The organism is Microbacterium luteum, assembly GCF_015277875.1.
Taxonomy (GTDB): domain Bacteria; phylum Actinomycetota; class Actinomycetes; order Actinomycetales; family Microbacteriaceae; genus Microbacterium; species Microbacterium luteum.
Genome location: NZ_CP063814.1, coordinates 2152831 through 2170664, shown reverse-complemented (window position 1 = coordinate 2170664; position 17834 = coordinate 2152831). Strand labels below are relative to the sequence as shown.

12 protein-coding genes and 3 rRNA genes are annotated in these 17834 nt (G+C 64.8%); 13 read left to right on the top strand and 2 right to left on the bottom strand.

All coding sequences use genetic code 11. The features are described 5' to 3' along the window. The first annotated feature begins 5 nt into the window (after positions 1–5). Positions 6–1436: an argininosuccinate lyase gene (gene argH, locus IM777_RS10835; protein ID WP_194383350.1), complete on the top strand. Its 1431-nt coding sequence runs from the start codon at positions 6–8 to the stop codon at positions 1434–1436. A gap of 15 nt (positions 1437–1451) precedes the next feature. On the opposite strand, the gene IM777_RS10830 is transcribed toward argH, so the two are convergent. Both IM777_RS10830 and IM777_RS10825 read right to left on the bottom strand, forming a co-directional pair. Continuing rightward, the gene (locus IM777_RS10830; RefSeq protein ID WP_228480766.1) at positions 1452–2036 is read right to left on the bottom strand and encodes a hypothetical protein; all 585 of its coding nucleotides are present in this window, start codon (positions 2034–2036) and stop codon (positions 1452–1454) included. A 12-nt stretch (positions 2037–2048) separates the two neighbouring features. After that, on the bottom strand, positions 2049–2654 hold the full coding sequence (locus tag IM777_RS10825) for a DNA-binding protein (RefSeq protein ID WP_194383349.1): 606 nt from the start codon (positions 2652–2654) through the stop codon (positions 2049–2051). A 107-nt stretch (positions 2655–2761) separates the two neighbouring features. Between IM777_RS10825 and tyrS the strand changes: the two genes are divergently transcribed. The 12 genes from tyrS to xerD all read left to right on the top strand — a co-directional run bounded on the left by tyrS (position 2762) and on the right by xerD (position 17815). Beyond that, positions 2762–4066 carry a tyrosine--tRNA ligase gene (tyrS, locus tag IM777_RS10820; RefSeq protein ID WP_194383348.1) on the top strand — a complete coding sequence of 435 codons (1305 nt, stop codon included), beginning with the start codon at positions 2762–2764 and terminating at the stop codon, positions 4064–4066. Between the two features lie 487 nt (positions 4067–4553). After that, a 16S ribosomal RNA gene (locus IM777_RS10815) occupies positions 4554–6077 on the top strand. Between the two features lie 390 nt (positions 6078–6467). After that, positions 6468–9576, top strand: a 23S ribosomal RNA gene (locus tag IM777_RS10810). Between the two features lie 111 nt (positions 9577–9687). Beyond that, positions 9688–9804 (top strand): 5S ribosomal RNA (rrf, locus tag IM777_RS10805). Together the 16S, 23S and 5S rRNA genes form the textbook arrangement of a ribosomal RNA operon. A gap of 84 nt (positions 9805–9888) precedes the next feature. Continuing rightward, positions 9889–10923 carry an HAD-IIA family hydrolase gene (locus IM777_RS10800; RefSeq protein WP_194383347.1) on the top strand — a complete coding sequence of 345 codons (1035 nt, stop codon included), beginning with the start codon at positions 9889–9891 and terminating at the stop codon, positions 10921–10923. A gap of 18 nt (positions 10924–10941) precedes the next feature. Next, the gene (locus IM777_RS10795; protein ID WP_194385617.1) at positions 10942–11154 is read left to right on the top strand and encodes a hypothetical protein; all 213 of its coding nucleotides are present in this window, start codon (positions 10942–10944) and stop codon (positions 11152–11154) included. Beyond that, on the top strand, positions 11151–11951 hold the full coding sequence (locus tag IM777_RS10790; protein ID WP_194383346.1) for a TlyA family RNA methyltransferase: 801 nt from the start codon (positions 11151–11153) through the stop codon (positions 11949–11951). The genes IM777_RS10795 and IM777_RS10790 overlap by 4 nt, the downstream gene beginning before the upstream one ends. Then, positions 11948–12913: an NAD kinase gene (locus IM777_RS10785; protein ID WP_071043720.1), complete on the top strand. Its 966-nt coding sequence runs from the start codon at positions 11948–11950 to the stop codon at positions 12911–12913. The genes IM777_RS10790 and IM777_RS10785 overlap by 4 nt, the downstream gene beginning before the upstream one ends. Further along, positions 12910–14607 (top strand): DNA repair protein RecN, encoded by a 1698-nt coding sequence (gene recN, locus IM777_RS10780; RefSeq protein ID WP_194383345.1) that lies wholly within the window; start codon positions 12910–12912, stop codon positions 14605–14607. The genes IM777_RS10785 and recN overlap by 4 nt, the downstream gene beginning before the upstream one ends. A gap of 14 nt (positions 14608–14621) precedes the next feature. Then, a complete protein-coding gene (locus IM777_RS10775; protein WP_071043719.1) occupies positions 14622–16316 on the top strand; it encodes a CTP synthase in 1695 nt (564 codons plus the stop codon). After that, complete coding sequence (locus tag IM777_RS10770; RefSeq protein WP_228480765.1) at positions 16309–16890, top strand: NUDIX domain-containing protein; 582 nt, start codon at positions 16309–16311, stop codon at positions 16888–16890. The genes IM777_RS10775 and IM777_RS10770 overlap by 8 nt, the downstream gene beginning before the upstream one ends. Before the next feature lies 1 nt (position 16891). After that, positions 16892–17815 (top strand): site-specific tyrosine recombinase XerD, encoded by a 924-nt coding sequence (gene xerD, locus IM777_RS10765; protein ID WP_071043717.1) that lies wholly within the window; start codon positions 16892–16894, stop codon positions 17813–17815. The last annotated feature ends 19 nt before the right edge of the window (positions 17816–17834 follow it).

The window sequence follows — 17834 nt, the reverse complement described above, 5'->3', positions numbered from 1 at the left end:
ACACGGTGAGTGAGAGCAAGACCGAAGGCACGAACGAGGGCGCCCTCTGGGGAGCACGCTTCGCGACGGGTCCGTCGCCCGAGCTGGAGGCCTTGAGCCGTTCCACCCACTTCGACTGGGCGATGGCGCCGTATGACCTCGCCGGTTCCCATGCCCACGCCAAGGCGCTCGCCGCTGCGGGGTATCTCACGGCGGACGAGGAAGTTGCGATGCACGCGGGGTTGGATGCTCTCGCTCGACGTGTGGCCGACGGCACGTTGCTTCCGGCTCCGCACGACGAAGATGTGCACGGCGCCCTCGAAGCGGCGCTGATCGCGGAGGTCGGTGCTCACCTCGGCGGGAAGCTCCGTGCCGGTCGCAGTCGCAACGACCAGATCGCCACCCTCGTGCGGCTTTACCTGCTGGATCACTCACGCACGATCGCGCGCGACATCCTCCGTGTCATCGATGCGCTCACTTCGCAGGCCGAGGCGCACCCGGATGCCATCATGCCCGGGCGAACACACCTTCAGCACGCGCAGCCGGTCCTGCTGGCGCATCACCTCCAGGCGCACGCCTGGCCTCTCGTGCGCGATCTCGAGCGCCTGCGCGACTGGTCCGTCCGCGCCTCCGTCTCGCCGTACGGGGGCGGCGCGCTCGCCGGATCGACGCTCGGGCTCGACCCGCAGCTCGTCGCCGACGAACTCGGCCTGGCGCGCCCGGCGGAGAACTCCCTCGACGGCACGTCGTCCCGTGACGTCGTGGCGGAATTCGCTTTCATCGCGGCGATGATCGGCGTCGATCTGTCGAGGCTGTCGGAGGAGATCATCCTCTGGAACACCCGCGAGTTCGGATTCGTGACGCTCGACGACGGATACTCGACCGGGTCGAGCATCATGCCCCAGAAGAAGAACCCCGACATCGCCGAGTTGGCCCGCGGCAAGTCTGGGCGCCTGATCGGCAATCTGACCGGCCTGCTCGCGACCCTCAAGGGGCTGCCGATCGCGTACAACCGCGACCTTCAGGAAGACAAGGAGCCCGTCTTCGACTCGGTCGCCACCCTCGAGCTCGTCCTGCCGGCTTTCGCGGGCATGGTCGCCACGCTGCGCTTCGATACGTCGCGGATGGCCGAACTGGCCCCTGCCGGCTTCTCGCTGGCCACCGACGTCGCGGAATGGCTCGTCAAGCAGGGGGTGCCCTTCCGCGAGGCGCATGAGATCTCGGGCAGCCTCGTGCGTGCGTGCGAGGATCGTGAGATCGAGCTGCACGAGGCCTCGGACGAGGTGCTGGCCGCCGTCTCGCCCCATCTGACGCCGGAGGTTCGCGACGTGCTGACGGTCGAGGGTTCGGTCGGCAGCCGCCTCGGGGTCGGCGGCACGGCGCCGGTGCGGGTCGCTGAGCAGCGCGTGGAACTCATCGAGCGTTCGCAGACCGCGGCTCACGCCCTGGGAATCTGACCCGCGCGGCGCGGCCTACCAGATCGCGAGGCGCACGGTGGCCGCGACGGCGCTCGCCCACACGAGGCTCGCGAGCGTTCCGATGATGAACCGTTCCCGCGCCTCCGCAGACGCGAGTTCCGAGAAGCGTCCGATGCCCTTGAGGGCGACGACGACGGCGAGACCTTCCGGAAAGCCGACGAGAATCGTGAGTGTCGTCGCGACGCGCTCCAGATACCCGATCGTCGTCCCCCCGAGGAGCACCTCGCGGACCGCGGCGGCGTCATCCTCCCGTGCGGAACGCAGAAGGATTCCGCCGTGCTCGCCGTCGCGGACGGTGCCCTTGGTGGCGAGACGGAGCACCTCGCGAGTCAGCGGATTTCCTCCGACGACGGCGACCGACGCGCCGAGGAGAGCGAGGGGCAGCGCGATCGGGAGCGGCACGTCGGTCGGGACGACGACGACGGTGATGAGCATCGCCGCGACGATGGCCGCGGCGATCATGACGAACACCGCCGACGAGCGACGCGTCGTCACGATCACGGAGACGAGCGCCATCGCCATGCCGAGCAGGAGGCCCGCCGATACGGTAGCGGTCGCAAGCGACTCCGGCAGCATCATGGCGTCAGTCTGTCATGCGGGCTCGTCCTCGGCGCTGCTGTCGGCGCGTTCCAACACGTGGACGAGTGCGGGGACAGCGGCTTCTTCGAGGCGGAGCGCAGCGGCCTTCGCCCGCAGGCTCACTGCTCCGGCGCTGATGCCCAGCCGCTCGGCGGCCTCGCGCTGGGTGAGTCCCTCGGCGAGCAGGTCGTAGACCTCCCATCCCTCGTCGCTGCGCCGGTCCCGCACGTCGACGAGGAGGTGCACGAGGGCCTCGCCGTCCTGGGCAGCGGCGCCGCCGGAGACCGCACACCGCAGGGCCGTGGTCTTGGCGCGGTCGACCGCGTCACGAGCGGCGATGAACGCCGCTCCCCGGCCGGCACGCACGCTGCGGGGGAGCGGCGCCTCCACCGCGCCGACGCCGACGCCGACGCTCCAGGCTCCGCTCCTCGTGCTCGTCAGGAGAACACGGAGCGCCAGCGCCGCGTCGGTCGTCGCCATCTGCATCTCGTCACCCGCGGTACGTTCGGGTCTCGCCGCCCAGCCGTCGCCCCCGAGTTCGGTGAGGCCGTCGAGGGCGGCGGGCACGAGATCAGCGCCGCGGCGGCTGTCTCGCTGGTCGATCGTCAGGACGAACATGCGAAGCAGTTTAGCTAAAAAGCATAATCAAGGTCATATATAGTCTATAAGCTAAAGAGTCTCGGACGTGAGTCTGGAGCCGATACGCTCGCTGATAGCCTTTCACGGTGTCTGAAACCGTTGTGAAAGCGGTGACCCCCACGAACGACCCGACGTTCGAGAACGTCTGGGACGAACTGGTGTGGCGGGGTCTCGTGCAGGTGTCCACCGATCAGGATGCGCTTCGCGCGCTGCTCGCCGGGGATCCGATCACGTACTACTGCGGCTTCGACCCGACTGCTCCGAGCCTCCATCTCGGTCATCTCGTGCAGCTGCTGACCATGCGCCGTCTTCAGTTGGCCGGCCACCGTCCCCTCGGCCTCGTCGGTGGCTCGACCGGGCTCATCGGAGACCCTCGTCCCACCGCGGAGCGCACGCTCAACACGCGCGAGACCGTCGCGGAGTGGGTCGAGAGGCTTCGGGCACAGGTCGAGCGCTACCTGAGCTTCGAGGGTGCGAATGCCGCGCGCATGGTGAACAATCTCGACTGGACGGCCCCGCTGTCAGCCATCGACTTCCTGCGCGAGATCGGCAAGCACTACCGCGTCGGCACGATGATCAAGAAGGATGCGGTGAGCGCGCGTCTGAACTCTGACGCCGGCATCAGCTACACCGAGTTCAGCTACCAGATCCTGCAGGGGCTGGACTTCCTCGAGCTCTACCGCCAGTACGGCTGCCTGCTGCAGACCGGGGGCAGTGACCAGTGGGGCAATCTCACCAGCGGCACCGACCTGGTCCATCGCGTCGAGGGCGTCTCCGTGCACGCGATCGGAACGCCGTTGATCACGAACAGCGACGGGACGAAGTTCGGCAAGAGCGAGGGCAACGCGATCTGGATCGACGCAGAACTCACGAGCCCGTACGCCTTCTACCAGTTCTGGCTCAATACCGATGACCGTGATGTGATCGAACGTCTGAAGGTCTTCACGTTCCTCACCCGCGCAGAGATCGCACAGTACGAGGAGCTCGTCGAGAAGGAGCCGTTCCGCCGTGCCGCACAGCGCCGACTCGCACTCGAGGTTTCTGCGCTCGTGCACGGTGTCGAGACCACGGATGCGGTGGTCGCTGCGTCGGACGCGCTCTTCGGCAAGGGGGATCTGACGGCACTCGACCCCGTAGCCCTGCGTCAGGCTCTTCGGGAGTTGCCGCACGCGTCGGTCGAGCCCGGTAGCTCCGTCGTCGACGCGCTGGTCGCGACCGGACTGGTCTCCAGCCTGTCGGAGGCGCGTCGCGCCATCGCCCAGGGCGGTGTTGCGATGAACGGCGTCAAGGTGGCCGACGATTCAGCCGGTGTCTCCGGCGATCTGCCGGGCGGGCTGGCGGTGCTGCGTCGCGGCAAGAAGACGCTCGCGGGTCTCTTCATCGAGGCCTGAACGCTCACGACACGCCCGGGGTGTGGTGTGGTTTTGCGTGGGGGTGGGTGGGGACGTAATGTTCTTGTTGTTCGCCCCAAAGGGGAGAGCGGAGCGGCCGGAAGGCCCCGCCCCCTCAAGCAGCGAACCGCCCCAACTCCTCACGGTTGAAGCACTTCGGTATGAAGCGTTAGGATTGGGTCTCGCCCTTCGGGCACTGAATCCACCTGGATCCTTCGGATCTGTTGTGTGGTTCGGGTGCTGGTGTGGGTGGGGTATGATTGTGAAGTTGCCCTTCTGGGCCTGCTTGGTTGCGGGTTGGTTGGTGCGTCCGATCTTTGAGAACTCAACAGCGTGCACTTGTCATATGCCAAATAACCTCGGCCACTTTTTTGTGGTTTGAGATTCCTTTGGATCAATTTTGGATTGTCAGTGATGGCATCCGTTTGGTCATGATTGAACTCGTCGCATGTGTGGTCTTATTCCGACCTGCGTGTGGCTTTCGTTTTTTACGGAGAGTTTGATCCTGGCTCAGGATGAACGCTGGCGGCGTGCTTAACACATGCAAGTCGAACGGTGAAGCCAAGCTTGCTTGGTGGATCAGTGGCGAACGGGTGAGTAACACGTGAGCAACCTGCCCTGGACTCTGGGATAAGCGCTGGAAACGGCGTCTAATACTGGATATGAGCTCTCATCGCATGGTGGGGGTTGGAAAGATTTTTTCGGTTTGGGATGGGCTCGCGGCCTATCAGCTTGTTGGTGAGGTAATGGCTCACCAAGGCGTCGACGGGTAGCCGGCCTGAGAGGGTGACCGGCCACACTGGGACTGAGACACGGCCCAGACTCCTACGGGAGGCAGCAGTGGGGAATATTGCACAATGGGCGCAAGCCTGATGCAGCAACGCCGCGTGAGGGATGACGGCCTTCGGGTTGTAAACCTCTTTTGGTAGGGAAGAAGCCTTCGGGTGACGGTACCTGCAGAAAAAGCGCCGGCTAACTACGTGCCAGCAGCCGCGGTAATACGTAGGGCGCAAGCGTTATCCGGAATTATTGGGCGTAAAGAGCTCGTAGGCGGTCTGTCGCGTCTGCTGTGAAATTCCGAGGCTCAACCTCGGGCTTGCAGTGGGTACGGGCAGACTAGAGTGCGGTAGGGGAGATTGGAATTCCTGGTGTAGCGGTGGAATGCGCAGATATCAGGAGGAACACCGATGGCGAAGGCAGATCTCTGGGCCGTTACTGACGCTGAGGAGCGAAAGGGTGGGGAGCAAACAGGCTTAGATACCCTGGTAGTCCACCCCGTAAACGTTGGGAACTAGTTGTGGGGTCCTTTCCACGGATTCCGTGACGTAGCTAACGCATTAAGTTCCCCGCCTGGGGAGTACGGCCGCAAGGCTAAAACTCAAAGGAATTGACGGGGACCCGCACAAGCGGCGGAGCATGCGGATTAATTCGATGCAACGCGAAGAACCTTACCAAGGCTTGACATACACCAGAACGGGCCAGAAATGGTCAACTCTTTGGACACTGGTGAACAGGTGGTGCATGGTTGTCGTCAGCTCGTGTCGTGAGATGTTGGGTTAAGTCCCGCAACGAGCGCAACCCTCGTTCTATGTTGCCAGCACGTATGGTGGGAACTCATGGGATACTGCCGGGGTCAACTCGGAGGAAGGTGGGGATGACGTCAAATCATCATGCCCCTTATGTCTTGGGCTTCACGCATGCTACAATGGCCGGTACAATGGGCTGCGATACCGCGAGGTGGAGCGAATCCCAAAAAGCCGGTCCCAGTTCGGATTGAGGTCTGCAACTCGACCTCATGAAGTCGGAGTCGCTAGTAATCGCAGATCAGCAACGCTGCGGTGAATACGTTCCCGGGTCTTGTACACACCGCCCGTCAAGTCATGAAAGTCGGTAACACCTGAAGCCGGTGGCCTAACCCTTGTGGAGGGAGCCGTCGAAGGTGGGATCGGTAATTAGGACTAAGTCGTAACAAGGTAGCCGTACCGGAAGGTGCGGCTGGATCACCTCCTTTCTAAGGAGCTTCTGGCACTCTTCGGGGTGTCCAGGCGCCGGGTCAACACCGAATGTGTGTTGCCGGTTAGCTCATGGGTGGAACATATGATGGGGCATCCTGTTCGGGTGCTCGGGTTTAGTACGTCGCTTCGGTGGCTGGAACGGTCTGGGTGTTCGGTGGGGTGCATGCACGCTGTTGGGTCCTGAGGGACCGGGTGCTGCTTCTGCTCTTCGGGGTGGGGGTGGTGGCTGACTCTCTGGGCCCCTTTTTGGTGTCTCCTGTGTGGGGATGTCGGAGGGGGTACCGCCCGTACTTTGAGAACTACACAGTGGACGCGAGCATCTTAAAGACACATGTTTGTGTGTTTTTGAAATAGCGATTTTTTGATCGATAGATCAGCTCATGTGATTTCAAGTCTTTAAGAGCAAACGGTGGATGCCTTGGCATCTGGAGCCGAAGAAGGACGTAGCAATCTGCGATAAGCCTCGGGGAACTGATAAGCGAGTTTTGATCCGAGGGTGTCCGAATGGGGAAACCCCGCCAGGCGGCGTGCTGACCTGGTGACTCCCGCCTGAATGTATAGGGCGGGTAGAGGGAACGTGGGGAAGTGAAACATCTCAGTACCCACAGGAAGAGAAAACAACCGTGATTCCGTGAGTAGTGGCGAGCGAAATCGGATGAGGCTAAACCTTATGCGTGTGATAGCCGGCAGGCGTTGCGTGTGAGGGGTTGTGGGACGTGCTTGGTCATCCTGCCGGGTGGCCGACGTGATGGAAGCGTGTAGACGAACGGTCTTGAAAGGCCGGCCAGAGTGGGTGCCAGCCCCGTAGTCGAAATGCGTGTTTCAGCGTGGCGTGTATCCCAAGTAGCACGGGGCCCGAGAAATCCCGTGTGAATCTGTCAGGACCACCTGATAAGCCTAAATACTCCCAGATGACCGATAGCGGACAAGTACCGTGAGGGAAAGGTGAAAAGTACCCCGGGAGGGGAGTGAAATAGTACCTGAAACCGTTTGCTTACAAACCGTTGGAGCCTCCTTAGCAGGGGTGACAGCGTGCCTTTTGAAGAATGAGCCTGCGAGTTAGCGATACGTGGCGAGGTTAACCCGTGTGGGGTAGCCGTAGCGAAAGCGAGTCTGAACAGGGCGTTTCAGTCGCGTGTCCTAGACCCGAAGCGAAGTGATCTATCCATGGCCAGGTTGAAGCGACGGTAAGACGTCGTGGAGGACCGAACCCACTTAGGTTGAAAACTGAGGGGATGAGCTGTGGATAGGGGTGAAAGGCCAATCAAACTTCGTGATAGCTGGTTCTCTCCGAAATGCATTTAGGTGCAGCGTTGCGTGTTTCTTGCCGGAGGTAGAGCTACTGGATGGCCGATGGGCCCTACAAGGTTACTGACGTCAGCCAAACTCCGAATGCCGGTAAGTGAGAGCGCAGCAGTGAGACTGTGGGGGATAAGCTTCATAGTCGAGAGGGAAACAACCCAGACCACCAACTAAGGTCCCTAAGCGCGTGCTAAGTGGGAAAGGATGTGGAGTTGCTCAGACAACCAGGAGGTTGGCTTAGAAGCAGCCACCCTTGAAAGAGTGCGTAATAGCTCACTGGTCAAGTGATTCCGCGCCGACAATGTAACGGGGCTCAAGCACGCCACCGAAGTTGTGGCATTGACATTATTGGTAGGCCTTCGTGGTCCAGCCGTGTTGATGGGTAGGAGAGCGTCGTGTGGGCAGTGAAGCGGCGGGGTGACCCAGCCGTGGAGGCCACACGAGTGAGAATGCAGGCATGAGTAGCGAAAGACGTGTGAGAAACACGTCCTCCGAAAGACCAAGGGTTCCAGGGTCAAGCTAATCTTCCCTGGGTAAGTCGGGACCTAAGGCGAGGCCGACAGGCGTAGTCGATGGACAACGGGTTGATATTCCCGTACCGGCGAAGAACCGCCCCAGCTAATCCAGTGGTGCTAAGAGTCCTAACCAGGAATGTGTGGATCCCTTCGGGGTGAAGCCGTCCTGGCGAACGCTCGACCCCATGCTGGTGCGGCTAGCGTATTAACAGGTGTGACGCAGGAAGGTAGCCCAAGCCAGGCGATGGTTGTCCTGGTGCAAGTGCGTAGGCCGAGTGGTAGGTAAATCCGTCACTCATTGAGGCTGAGACACGATGCGGATGAAAAGTGGGTGATCCTATGCTGCCGAGAAAAGCATCGACGCGAGGTTCTAGCTGCCCGTACCCCAAACCGACTCAGGTGGTCAGGTAGAGAATACTAAGGAGATCGAGAGAATCGTGGTTAAGGAACTCGGCAAAATGCCCCCGTAACTTCGGGAGAAGGGGGGCCATCCACTTATTAGGATTTACTCCGAAAGGGTGTGGTGGCCGCAGAGACCAGTGGGTAGCGACTGTTTACTAAAAACACAGGTCCGTGCCAAGTCGCAAGACGATGTATACGGACTGACGCCTGCCCGGTGCTGGAAGGTTAAGAGGACGGGTTAGCCGTAAGGCGAAGCTCAGAATTTAAGCCCCAGTAAACGGCGGTGGTAACTATAACCATCCTAAGGTAGCGAAATTCCTTGTCGGGTAAGTTCCGACCTGCACGAATGGCGTAACGACTTCCCAACTGTCTCAACCACGAACTCGGCGAAATTGCATTACGAGTAAAGATGCTCGTTACGCGCAGCAGGACGGAAAGACCCCGTGACCTTTACTACAGCTTGGTATTGGTGTTCGGTGTGGCTTGTGTAGGATAGGTGGGAGACTGTGAAGCAGACACGCCAGTGTTTGTGGAGTCGTTGTTGAAATACCACTCTGGTCACTCTGGATGTCTAACTTCGAACCGTAATCCGGTTCAGGGACAGTGCCTGGTGGGTAGTTTAACTGGGGCGGTTGCCTCCCAAAATGTAACGGAGGCGCCCAAAGGTTCCCTCAACCTGGTTGGCAATCAGGTGGCGAGTGTAAGTGCACAAGGGAGCTTGACTGTGAGACTGACAGGTCGAGCAGGGACGAAAGTCGGGACTAGTGATCCGGCAGTGGCTTGTGGAAGCGCTGTCGCTCAACGGATAAAAGGTACCTCGGGGATAACAGGCTGATCTTGCCCAAGAGTCCATATCGACGGCATGGTTTGGCACCTCGATGTCGGCTCGTCGCATCCTGGGGCTGGAGTAGGTCCCAAGGGTTGGGCTGTTCGCCCATTAAAGCGGTACGCGAGCTGGGTTTAGAACGTCGTGAGACAGTTCGGTCCCTATCCGCTGCGCGCGTAGGAAGTTTGAGAGGATCTGACCCTAGTACGAGAGGACCGGGTTGGACGAACCTCTGGTGTGTCAGTTGTTCCGCCAGGAGCACCGCTGATTAGCTACGTTCGGGATGGATAACCGCTGAAAGCATCTAAGCGGGAAGCCGGCCTCAAGATGAGACTTCCATACCCTTCGGGGTGAGAGGCTCCCAGCCAGACTACTGGGTTGATAGGCCGGATGTGGAAGCGCAGTAATGCGTGCAGCTGACCGGTACTAATAAGCCGATGACTTGATAACACTTTGCGCTATTTCTTTAGCGTGACTCGCGTCCACCGTGTGGTTCCCGATGTACGGTCGGAAACCCACAACAACATCTTTTGTTGTGACACACTGAAACATCGATAGTGTTTCGGCGGCCATAGCGAGAGGGAAACGCCCGGTCCCATTCCGAACCCGGAAGCTAAGCCTCTCAGCGCCGATGGTACTGCAGGGGCCACCCTGTGGGAGAGTAGGACACCGCCGGACTTCTTTTCACGGTAATGGCCACCCAAAGCAGGGTGGCCATTACTCGTTAAGAGCCGTTCTCGAGGGCATCTCGGAAGGACACGCATGGCATTGTTCGGGCGCTCCGCCGGTCGTACTCCGCTTGAGGGTGTCGACACTGTTCTGGCGGACCTCGATGGCGTCGTGTACGCGGGGTCCGGCGCGATTCCGCACGCTGTCGACAGTCTCATCCGCGCGGCGTCTGATCGCCGTCTCGGTTACATCACCAACAATGCGTCGCGAACCGACGCGTCGGTGGCGGCGCATCTGCGCGACCTCGGTCTGCCGACGGAGCCCGCGGACGTAGTCACCAGTCCGCAGGCGGCGGTTCGGCTGCTCGCCACACGTGTGCCGGCCGGCTCGACGATCCTGGTCGTGGGCGGGGACGGCCTCGTGTCCGAGATCGAGAAGCATGGCTTCGTCGTCACGCGAAGTGCACAGGACCGACCCGCGGCTGTCGTGCAGGGCTTCGCGCCCGAGGTGGGGTGGACCCAGCTCGCCGAAGCGGCATTTGCGCTCGCGACCCCCGAAGACGACGGCGGCATCCCGTGGATCGCGACGAACACCGACTGGACGATTCCGCAGGCCCGGGGGATCGCGCCCGGGAACGGCACGCTCGTCTCCGCCGTCCACACGGCCGTCGGTCGTCTCGCAACGGTCGCCGGCAAGCCCGAGGTACCGATCTTCGAGGAGGCTGTTGCGCGGTTCTCCTCTCGCGCACCTCTGTTCCTCGGTGACCGGCTCGACACGGACATCCTCGGTGCCAATCGCGCGGGCATCGCTTCGGCTCTCGTCCTGACGGGAATCGACCGTCCCAAGCATGTGCTCGCCGCTCCGTCCGGGTCGCAGCCGACCTACGTGCTCTCGGACCTTCGAGAGCTGCATGAGCCGTATCCGGAGGTCATCCGGAAGGACGGCGTCGTACGCGTTCGCGATGCGCGCGTGCGGATCGACGGCGCGGACGTGAGCATCCTGGCGGCGGGTGGATCGCAGATCGATCTTCTCCGCGCGGGAGCGCATGCCATCTGGGATACCGGACGGCAGATCTTCGGCTTCCGGGTTCCGGACAGGCTGTTTGCCGATCCGTTCCATCGCCCCTGAGACACGTAGCATGTGGGGATGGAGAGCCTGCCGAACCCTGCACCGCCGACGGGCGTCGACACCTCTTCTCGCGAGGCTGATCCGGTTTCGGACGGGATGGATCTCGTCTCCCGCCTCGAGGTGATCGAGGCTCAGCCTCTTTCTGTGCGCGCCGACGCCTATGGCTCCATCCACGATGAATTCTCAGCGCGCCTGGATGCCGATGTGACCGGGCGCGCCTCGCGCTCATGACGTCGCGCCTCGACGCGGCTCTGGCTGCGCGCGGTCTCGCGCGCTCCCGTACTCACGCCGCCACACTGATCGGTGCGGGTCTGGTCACCGTCGACGGGGCGACCGTGGTCAAGTCATCCACGCGCGTCGCTGACGACGCGCGCATCTCGGTCGCCGCCTCCGACCACTACGTCAGCCGTGCCGCTCACAAGCTGATCGCGGGCCTCGATGCATTCGACGTAGCAGTCTCGGACCGCTGCGCTCTCGATATGGGAGCGTCGACGGGTGGTTTCACCCAGGTTCTGTGCGAACGCGGTGCCGCACCGGTGATCGCCGTCGACGTCGGTCACGGCCAGCTCGATCCGGTGATCGCAGGGGACCCTGGCGTGACGAGCCTCGAAGGCTACAACGTTCGGCACATGGATGCGGAGGGGCTGCGAGCGGCCAGTGGCGTCGCCGCACCGCCGTCGGTGGTCACGGGAGACCTGTCGTTCATCTCGCTGGCGCTCGTGCTTCCCGCCGTCGCCGCGACGATGGCGGCAGGCGGCGACGCGGTGCTGCTGGTCAAGCCCCAGTTCGAAGTGGGACGCACTGCCGTGCGCGGCGGCCTGGTCACCGATCCGGCGCTTCGCGCCGAGGCTGTCGCGGATGTGCTGTGGAGCGCCTGGGACGCCGGGTTGGGCACCCGCGGGGTCATCGCCTCGCCACTGACCGGCACGCACGGCAACGCGGAGTATCTCGTGCATCTCGCCGCGGGCACCGGCGCGAATCCGACAGAATGGCTGGACACGATCTCCGAACTGACAGGAGCCCGATGACCGACTCCGAGCGGTACATTCTCGTCGTCGTGCGCGGCGGTGATGACACCCGCGACGCCGCGGAGAGCGTCATCACGGCGCTGCGCGTCGCGGGCGCCGTGCCCGTTCTCGACGAGGTCGACGCGGCCGAGATGTGCGCGGCTCGCCCTGACGTCGACGGTCTGGCAGTGCTCGGACGAGACGTGCACGTGTCACAGATCGAACTGGCGATCGTGCTCGGCGGCGATGGCAGCATCCTGCGGGCGGCGGAACTGGTGCGTGGCGGAACGGCGCCGGTGCTCGGCATCAACCTCGGGCACGTCGGATTCCTCGCCGAGAGCGAGCGGGACGACATGGACGAGGCGGTCCGTCGCGTCATCTCACGCGAGTACGAGGTCGAGGAGAGACTCGCCCTCCAGGTGCGCATCAAGGATGACACCGACACCGTCGTGTACGAGACGTGGGCGCTGAACGAGGCGACGGTGGAGAAGGCCGCGCGGGAACGGATGCTCGAGGTCGCGATCGAGGTGGACGGGAGGCCGCTGTCGGCGTTCGGCTGCGACGGGGTGGTCGTCTCGACCCCGACCGGGTCCACCGCCTACAACTTCTCGGCCGGTGGTCCCGTCATCTGGCCGACCGTGCAGGCGATCGCCGTCGTGCCGCTGTCGGCGCACGCGCTGTTCGCCAAGCCGCTCGTGGTCGGCCCCGACCACGCGGTCGCGATCGAGCTCATCGAGGGAACCGGGGGCAGCGGGGTGCTCTGGTGCGACGGACGTCGCTCGCACGAGCTCCCGCCGGGAGCGCGCGTGGTCGTGCGGCGGGCGACCGATCCCGTTCGGCTCGCGCGGCTCCACCAGGCCGCGTTCACGGACAGACTGGTGCGCAAGTTCCGACTGCCCGTGGAGGGATGGCGCGGACCGGGCACCTCGCCGACAACGGCGACGCTGCGCACGTCGCCCCCCGAGGGGGAGGGGCACCCGTGATCGAGGAGATGCGTCTTCGCGATCTGGGGGTGATCGCCGAGGCGACCCTTCCCATCGGTCCCGGGTTCACCGCGATCACCGGAGAGACCGGCGCGGGCAAGACGATGGTCGTGACCGGGCTGGGGCTGCTGCTCGGGCAGCGGGCGGATTCCGGCGCTGTGCGAGCGGGCGCCGGGCGGGCCTCGGTCGACGGCGTGTGGATCGTCCCGAAGGCGGGCGCGGTCGTCGACCGCGTACGAGACGCCGGCGGTGACGTCGAGGAACTGGGCGACGGACGCGCGGAGCTGTTCGTCGGTCGCTCGGTGTCGCGCGAGGGTCGTGGCCGAGCGTCGGTCGGCGGACGGGCCGCGCCCGCCGGGGTGCTGGCGGATCTCGCCGAAGAGCTCGTCGTCGTGCACGGGCAGTCCGATCAGCTCCGCCTGCGCTCCGCCGTCGCACAGCGCGACGCCCTCGACCGCTTCGGCGGCGCCGAGATCGCGGCTCCGCTCGCGGCGTATCGAGACGCGTACGACCGCTGGCGTGCCCTCGACGCGGAACTCACCTCGCTGACCTCCGACCGCGACGATCGCCGGGCGGAGGCCGAACGTCTCCGGGCCGAGATCGCAGAGATCGAACAGGCGGCGCCGCAGCCGGGCGAAGATGCCGAGCTCACGGCGCGCGCCGAGCGGCTGGCCAACATCGAGGAGCTCCGCATGGCCGCGGCCACCGCCCACGAGGCGCTCTCCGGCGAGTCCGGGGGGCCCGACGCCACCGCGCTCCTGGCCGATGCGCGCCGTGCCGTGGAGAGGGCGTCCGATCGCGACGCCGAGCTGGCGGCGTTCGGCGAGCAGCTCGCCGAGATCGGGTATCGGGTCACCGACCTCGCGACCGAGATCGCCGCGTACCTCGCCGATCTCGATGAGTCCGGACCACACGAGCTGGCCGCCGTCGAAGATCGGCGTGCGGTGCTCGGATCGCTCGTCCGCGCGCACGGCAGCCTCGAGGCCGCGATCGATCTTCTGGACACGGGTTCGGCACGCCTGGCGGAGCTCGACGACGACGGCGATCGCCTCGACCGCCTGGCCGCGGAACGGGATGCGGTTGCGACAGAGCTCGACGCGGCAGCCGACGCACTGACCGCCGCCCGCACCGCGGCCGCGAGCCGACTGGCCGATGCGGTCTCGGCGGAACTGCGCGACCTGGCCATGCCGGATGCGGCCGTGACGGTCGAGGTCTCTCCGGCGGGCCCGTCGACGGCCGGGCGGGATGACGTGCAGATCCTGTTGGCCCCGCATCCCGGGGCTCAGCCGCGGCCCGTCTCGCGTGGCGCATCGGGGGGAGAGCTCAGCCGAGTCATGCTCGCCATCGAGGTCGTGATCGCCGCGACCGACCCCGTTCCCACCTTCGTGTTCGACGAGGTCGACGCCGGCATCGGGGGAGCGGCGGCGATCGAGGTCGGTCGGCGTCTCGCCCGACTTGCACGGTCGTCTCAGGTGATCGCCGTCACGCATCTCGCGCAGGTGGCGGCCTTCGCCTCCAATCACCTCTCGGTCGTCAAAGCGAGCGACGGATCCGTGACGGCCTCGAGCGTGCGCCGCCTCGAGGGTGCCGAACGAGAAGCCGAGATGGCCCGGCTGCTGTCGGGCATGCCCGACAGCGATGCCGCTCTCACCCACGCGCGCGAGTTGCTCGACCTCGGCGCGGAACGCGACTGATAGGATCGAAGCCCGTGACGCAGACTCCCGGTGACGGACTTTCCCCCCACGACACCACGAAGCACATCTTCGTGACAGGCGGTGTCGTCTCCTCCCTCGGCAAGGGTCTCACGGCGGCCAGCCTCGGCAACCTGCTCACGGCGCGAGGTCTTCGCGTCGTGATGCAGAAGCTCGACCCCTACCTGAACGTCGACCCGGGAACGATGAACCCGTTCCAGCACGGCGAGGTCTTCGTGACCGACGACGGTGCCGAGACCGATCTCGACATCGGTCATTACGAGCGCTTCCTCGACATCGAGCTCAGCCAGGCCGCCAACGTCACGACCGGTCAGGTCTACTCGCAGGTGATCGCGCGCGAGCGGCGAGGCGAGTACCTCGGCGACACGGTGCAGGTGATCCCGCACATCAGCGACGAGATCAAACGCCGGATGCGTCTGCAGGCCGACGAGACGCCGAAGCCCGACGTGATCATCACCGAGATCGGCGGCACCGTCGGCGACATCGAGTCGCAGCCGTTCATCGAGTCTGCCCGGCAGATCCGTCATGAGCTCGGACGCGGCAACGTGTTCTTCGTCCACGTCTCCCTCGTGCCGTTCATGGGTGCGTCGGGGGAGCAGAAGACGAAGCCGACGCAGCACTCGGTCGCCGCGCTCCGGTCGATCGGCATCCAGCCCGATGCGCTCGTGCTGCGCAGCGACCGGCCCGTCACCGAGTCCAATAAGCGCAAGATCGCCCTCATGTGCGACGTCGACGAGGACGCGGTGGTCAACGCCGTCGACGTGCCGAGCATCTACGACATCCCGTCGATGCTCCACGACCAGCACCTCGACTCCTACATCGTGCGCGCGCTCGGTCTCGAGCGCGCCACCGACGTGGACTGGTCTCGATGGGCACGAGTGCTCCAGGCGGTGCACAATCCGAAGCACGAGGTGACGATCGGCCTCGTCGGCAAGTACATCGATCTGCCCGACGCCTACCTGTCGGTCACGGAGGCGGTCAAGGCCGGCGGGTTCGCGCACGAGACGCACGTGAACATCACCTGGATCCCGTCCGATCTGTGCGAGACGCCCGACGGCGCTGCGAAGGCGCTCGGCGGCCTCGACGGCATCATCGTCCCCGGGGGCTTCGGCATCCGCGGCATCGAGGGGAAGCTCGGCGCGCTGAGATTCGCCCGCGAGCAGGGGATCCCCACGCTGGGCATCTGCCTCGGCCTGCAGTGCATGGTCATCGAGTACGCGCGGAACGTCGCCGGCATCGACGGGGCCTCGTCGAGCGAATTCGATCCCGGCACGCCGGCTCCGGTCATCGCGACCATGGCCGAGCAGGTCGACATCATCGATCGCGGCGATCTCGGCGGCACCATGCGCCTGGGGCTGTATCCCGCCGACCTCGGCGAGGGGTCTCTGGCCGCGGAGGTCTACGGCGCCGCACGGATCGAAGAGCGGCACCGTCACCGGTACGAGGTCAACAACGCCTACCGCGACGCAATCGCCACCGCCGGGCTGCGGTTCTCGGGTCTGTCGCCCGATCGCAATCTCGTCGAGTTCGTGGAGCTGCCACGGGACGTGCATCCGTACTACATCGCCACGCAGGCGCATCCGGAGCTCCGCTCGCGCCCGACCGACCCGCATCCGCTGTTCCGTGGGCTCATCGGAGCAGCCCTGGAGCGCCACCGTTCGAGCGAGCTTTTCGATGTCGACGATGAGTGAGTCATTGAGCGACGAGCCCGTCGAGGTCGAGATCGTCGACACCGAGCTCGTGTACGAGGGTCGTGTGTGGGATGTGCGCAGCGACACCTTCCGCTACGGCGAGGGCGAGATCGTGCGTCAGTACGTCGATCACCCCGGCGCCGCCGCGGTCGTCGCGGTCGACGACGAGGGCCGGGTGCTGCTCATCCAGCAGTACCGCCATCCGATCCGTCGACGCGACTGGGAGATCCCGGCGGGGCTGCTCGATGTCGAGGGCGAGGAGCCGCTCGAGACGGCGCGACGCGAACTCGCCGAAGAGGTCGACCTCGAGGCGGAGCGCTGGGAGAGTCTCGTCAGCATCTTCACCACCCCGGGAGGCAACGACGAGGTCGTGCACCTCTTCCTCGCGCGGGGCCTGCGCTCCGTCGGAACGCCGCACGACCGTGAGGACGAGGAGGCCGACATCCGTCAGGAGTGGATGCCTCTCGGTCAGGCCGTCGAGGGCGTGCTCGCCGGCCGATTCCGCAACGGGATCCTGGCTGTCGGCGTGCTCGCGGCGTCTCACCGGCTGCACGAGGCCGTGGCGAAGGGCTGACGTGCACGTCGATCGTGCCGTCGACGCGTATCTGCGCCACGTCACGGTGGAACGGGGGCTGTCGGAGCACACCCTTGGTGCCTATCGGCGCGACCTGGCGGTGTACGCCGCGTGGCTGAACGACCAGGGGATCACCGATACGTCCGGCATCGTCTCCGAGACGGTCTCGGCGTTCATCGCCGAGCGGGCCGCCCAGGATCCGCCACCGGCATCGAGTTCGCTCGCACGCCTGCAGTCCTCCGTACGGGGCTGGCATCGATTCCTGGTGCGCGAAGAGATCGAGCGTTCCGACCCCGCGGCCCGGCTGCGCCCGCCCCGAATGCCTCGACGCCTTCCGAAAGCCCTCCGGATCGATCAGGTCGAGGCTCTCCTGGATGCCTCCGGTCCCTCGCCGGCGGCCGCAGCCCCCGGCGATGAGGTCGGCCTGCGCGACCGTGCGCTCCTGGAGCTGCTGTACGCGACGGGTGCGCGCGTGTCGGAGATCGTGCAGCTCGACGTCGACGACATGGCGCACGGAGACATCGTCCGGGTGCGAGGCAAGGGCGCGAAGGAGCGCATCGTCCCGGTCGGGTCTTACGCGCAGGCAGCCGTCGAGGCCTATCTGACCCGGGCACGTCCGGAGCTGTCGCGGCGCGGTCGTGCGACGCCTCGTCTGTTCCTCGGCGCACGCGGCGCACCCCTGTCGCGGCAGAGCGCGTGGCTGGTGCTGCAGCAGGCGGCCGAGCGCGCATCGCTCACCGCCCATGTGTCCCCCCACACGCTTCGCCACTCGTTCGCCACCCACCTGCTTCAGGGCGGGGCGGACGTCCGCGTCGTGCAGGAGCTGCTCGGACATGCGTCGGTGGCGACGACCCAGATCTACACGCACGTGAGCGTCGACGCGCTGCGCGACGTGTACGTCACGTCGCATCCTCGCGCGCGCTGACCCGCGGGTCAGCCGGGCC

What these genes read in the sequence shown, in the direction of transcription:
- IM777_RS10830 (WP_228480766.1), bottom strand. Translation starts at nt 2,036, where the DNA reads ATGATGCTGCCGGAGTCGCTTGCGACCGCTACCGTATCGGCGGGCCTC.
- IM777_RS10825 (WP_194383349.1), bottom strand. Translation starts at nt 2,654, where the DNA reads ATGTTCGTCCTGACGATCGACCAGCGAGACAGCCGCCGCGGCGCTGAT.
- IM777_RS10800 (WP_194383347.1), top strand. Translation starts at nt 9,889, where the DNA reads ATGGCATTGTTCGGGCGCTCCGCCGGTCGTACTCCGCTTGAGGGTGTC.
- IM777_RS10795 (WP_194385617.1), top strand. Translation starts at nt 10,942, where the DNA reads ATGGAGAGCCTGCCGAACCCTGCACCGCCGACGGGCGTCGACACCTCT.
- IM777_RS10790 (WP_194383346.1), top strand. Translation starts at nt 11,151, where the DNA reads ATGACGTCGCGCCTCGACGCGGCTCTGGCTGCGCGCGGTCTCGCGCGC.
- IM777_RS10785 (WP_071043720.1), top strand. Translation starts at nt 11,948, where the DNA reads ATGACCGACTCCGAGCGGTACATTCTCGTCGTCGTGCGCGGCGGTGAT.
- IM777_RS10770 (WP_228480765.1), top strand. Translation starts at nt 16,309, where the DNA reads ATGAGTGAGTCATTGAGCGACGAGCCCGTCGAGGTCGAGATCGTCGAC.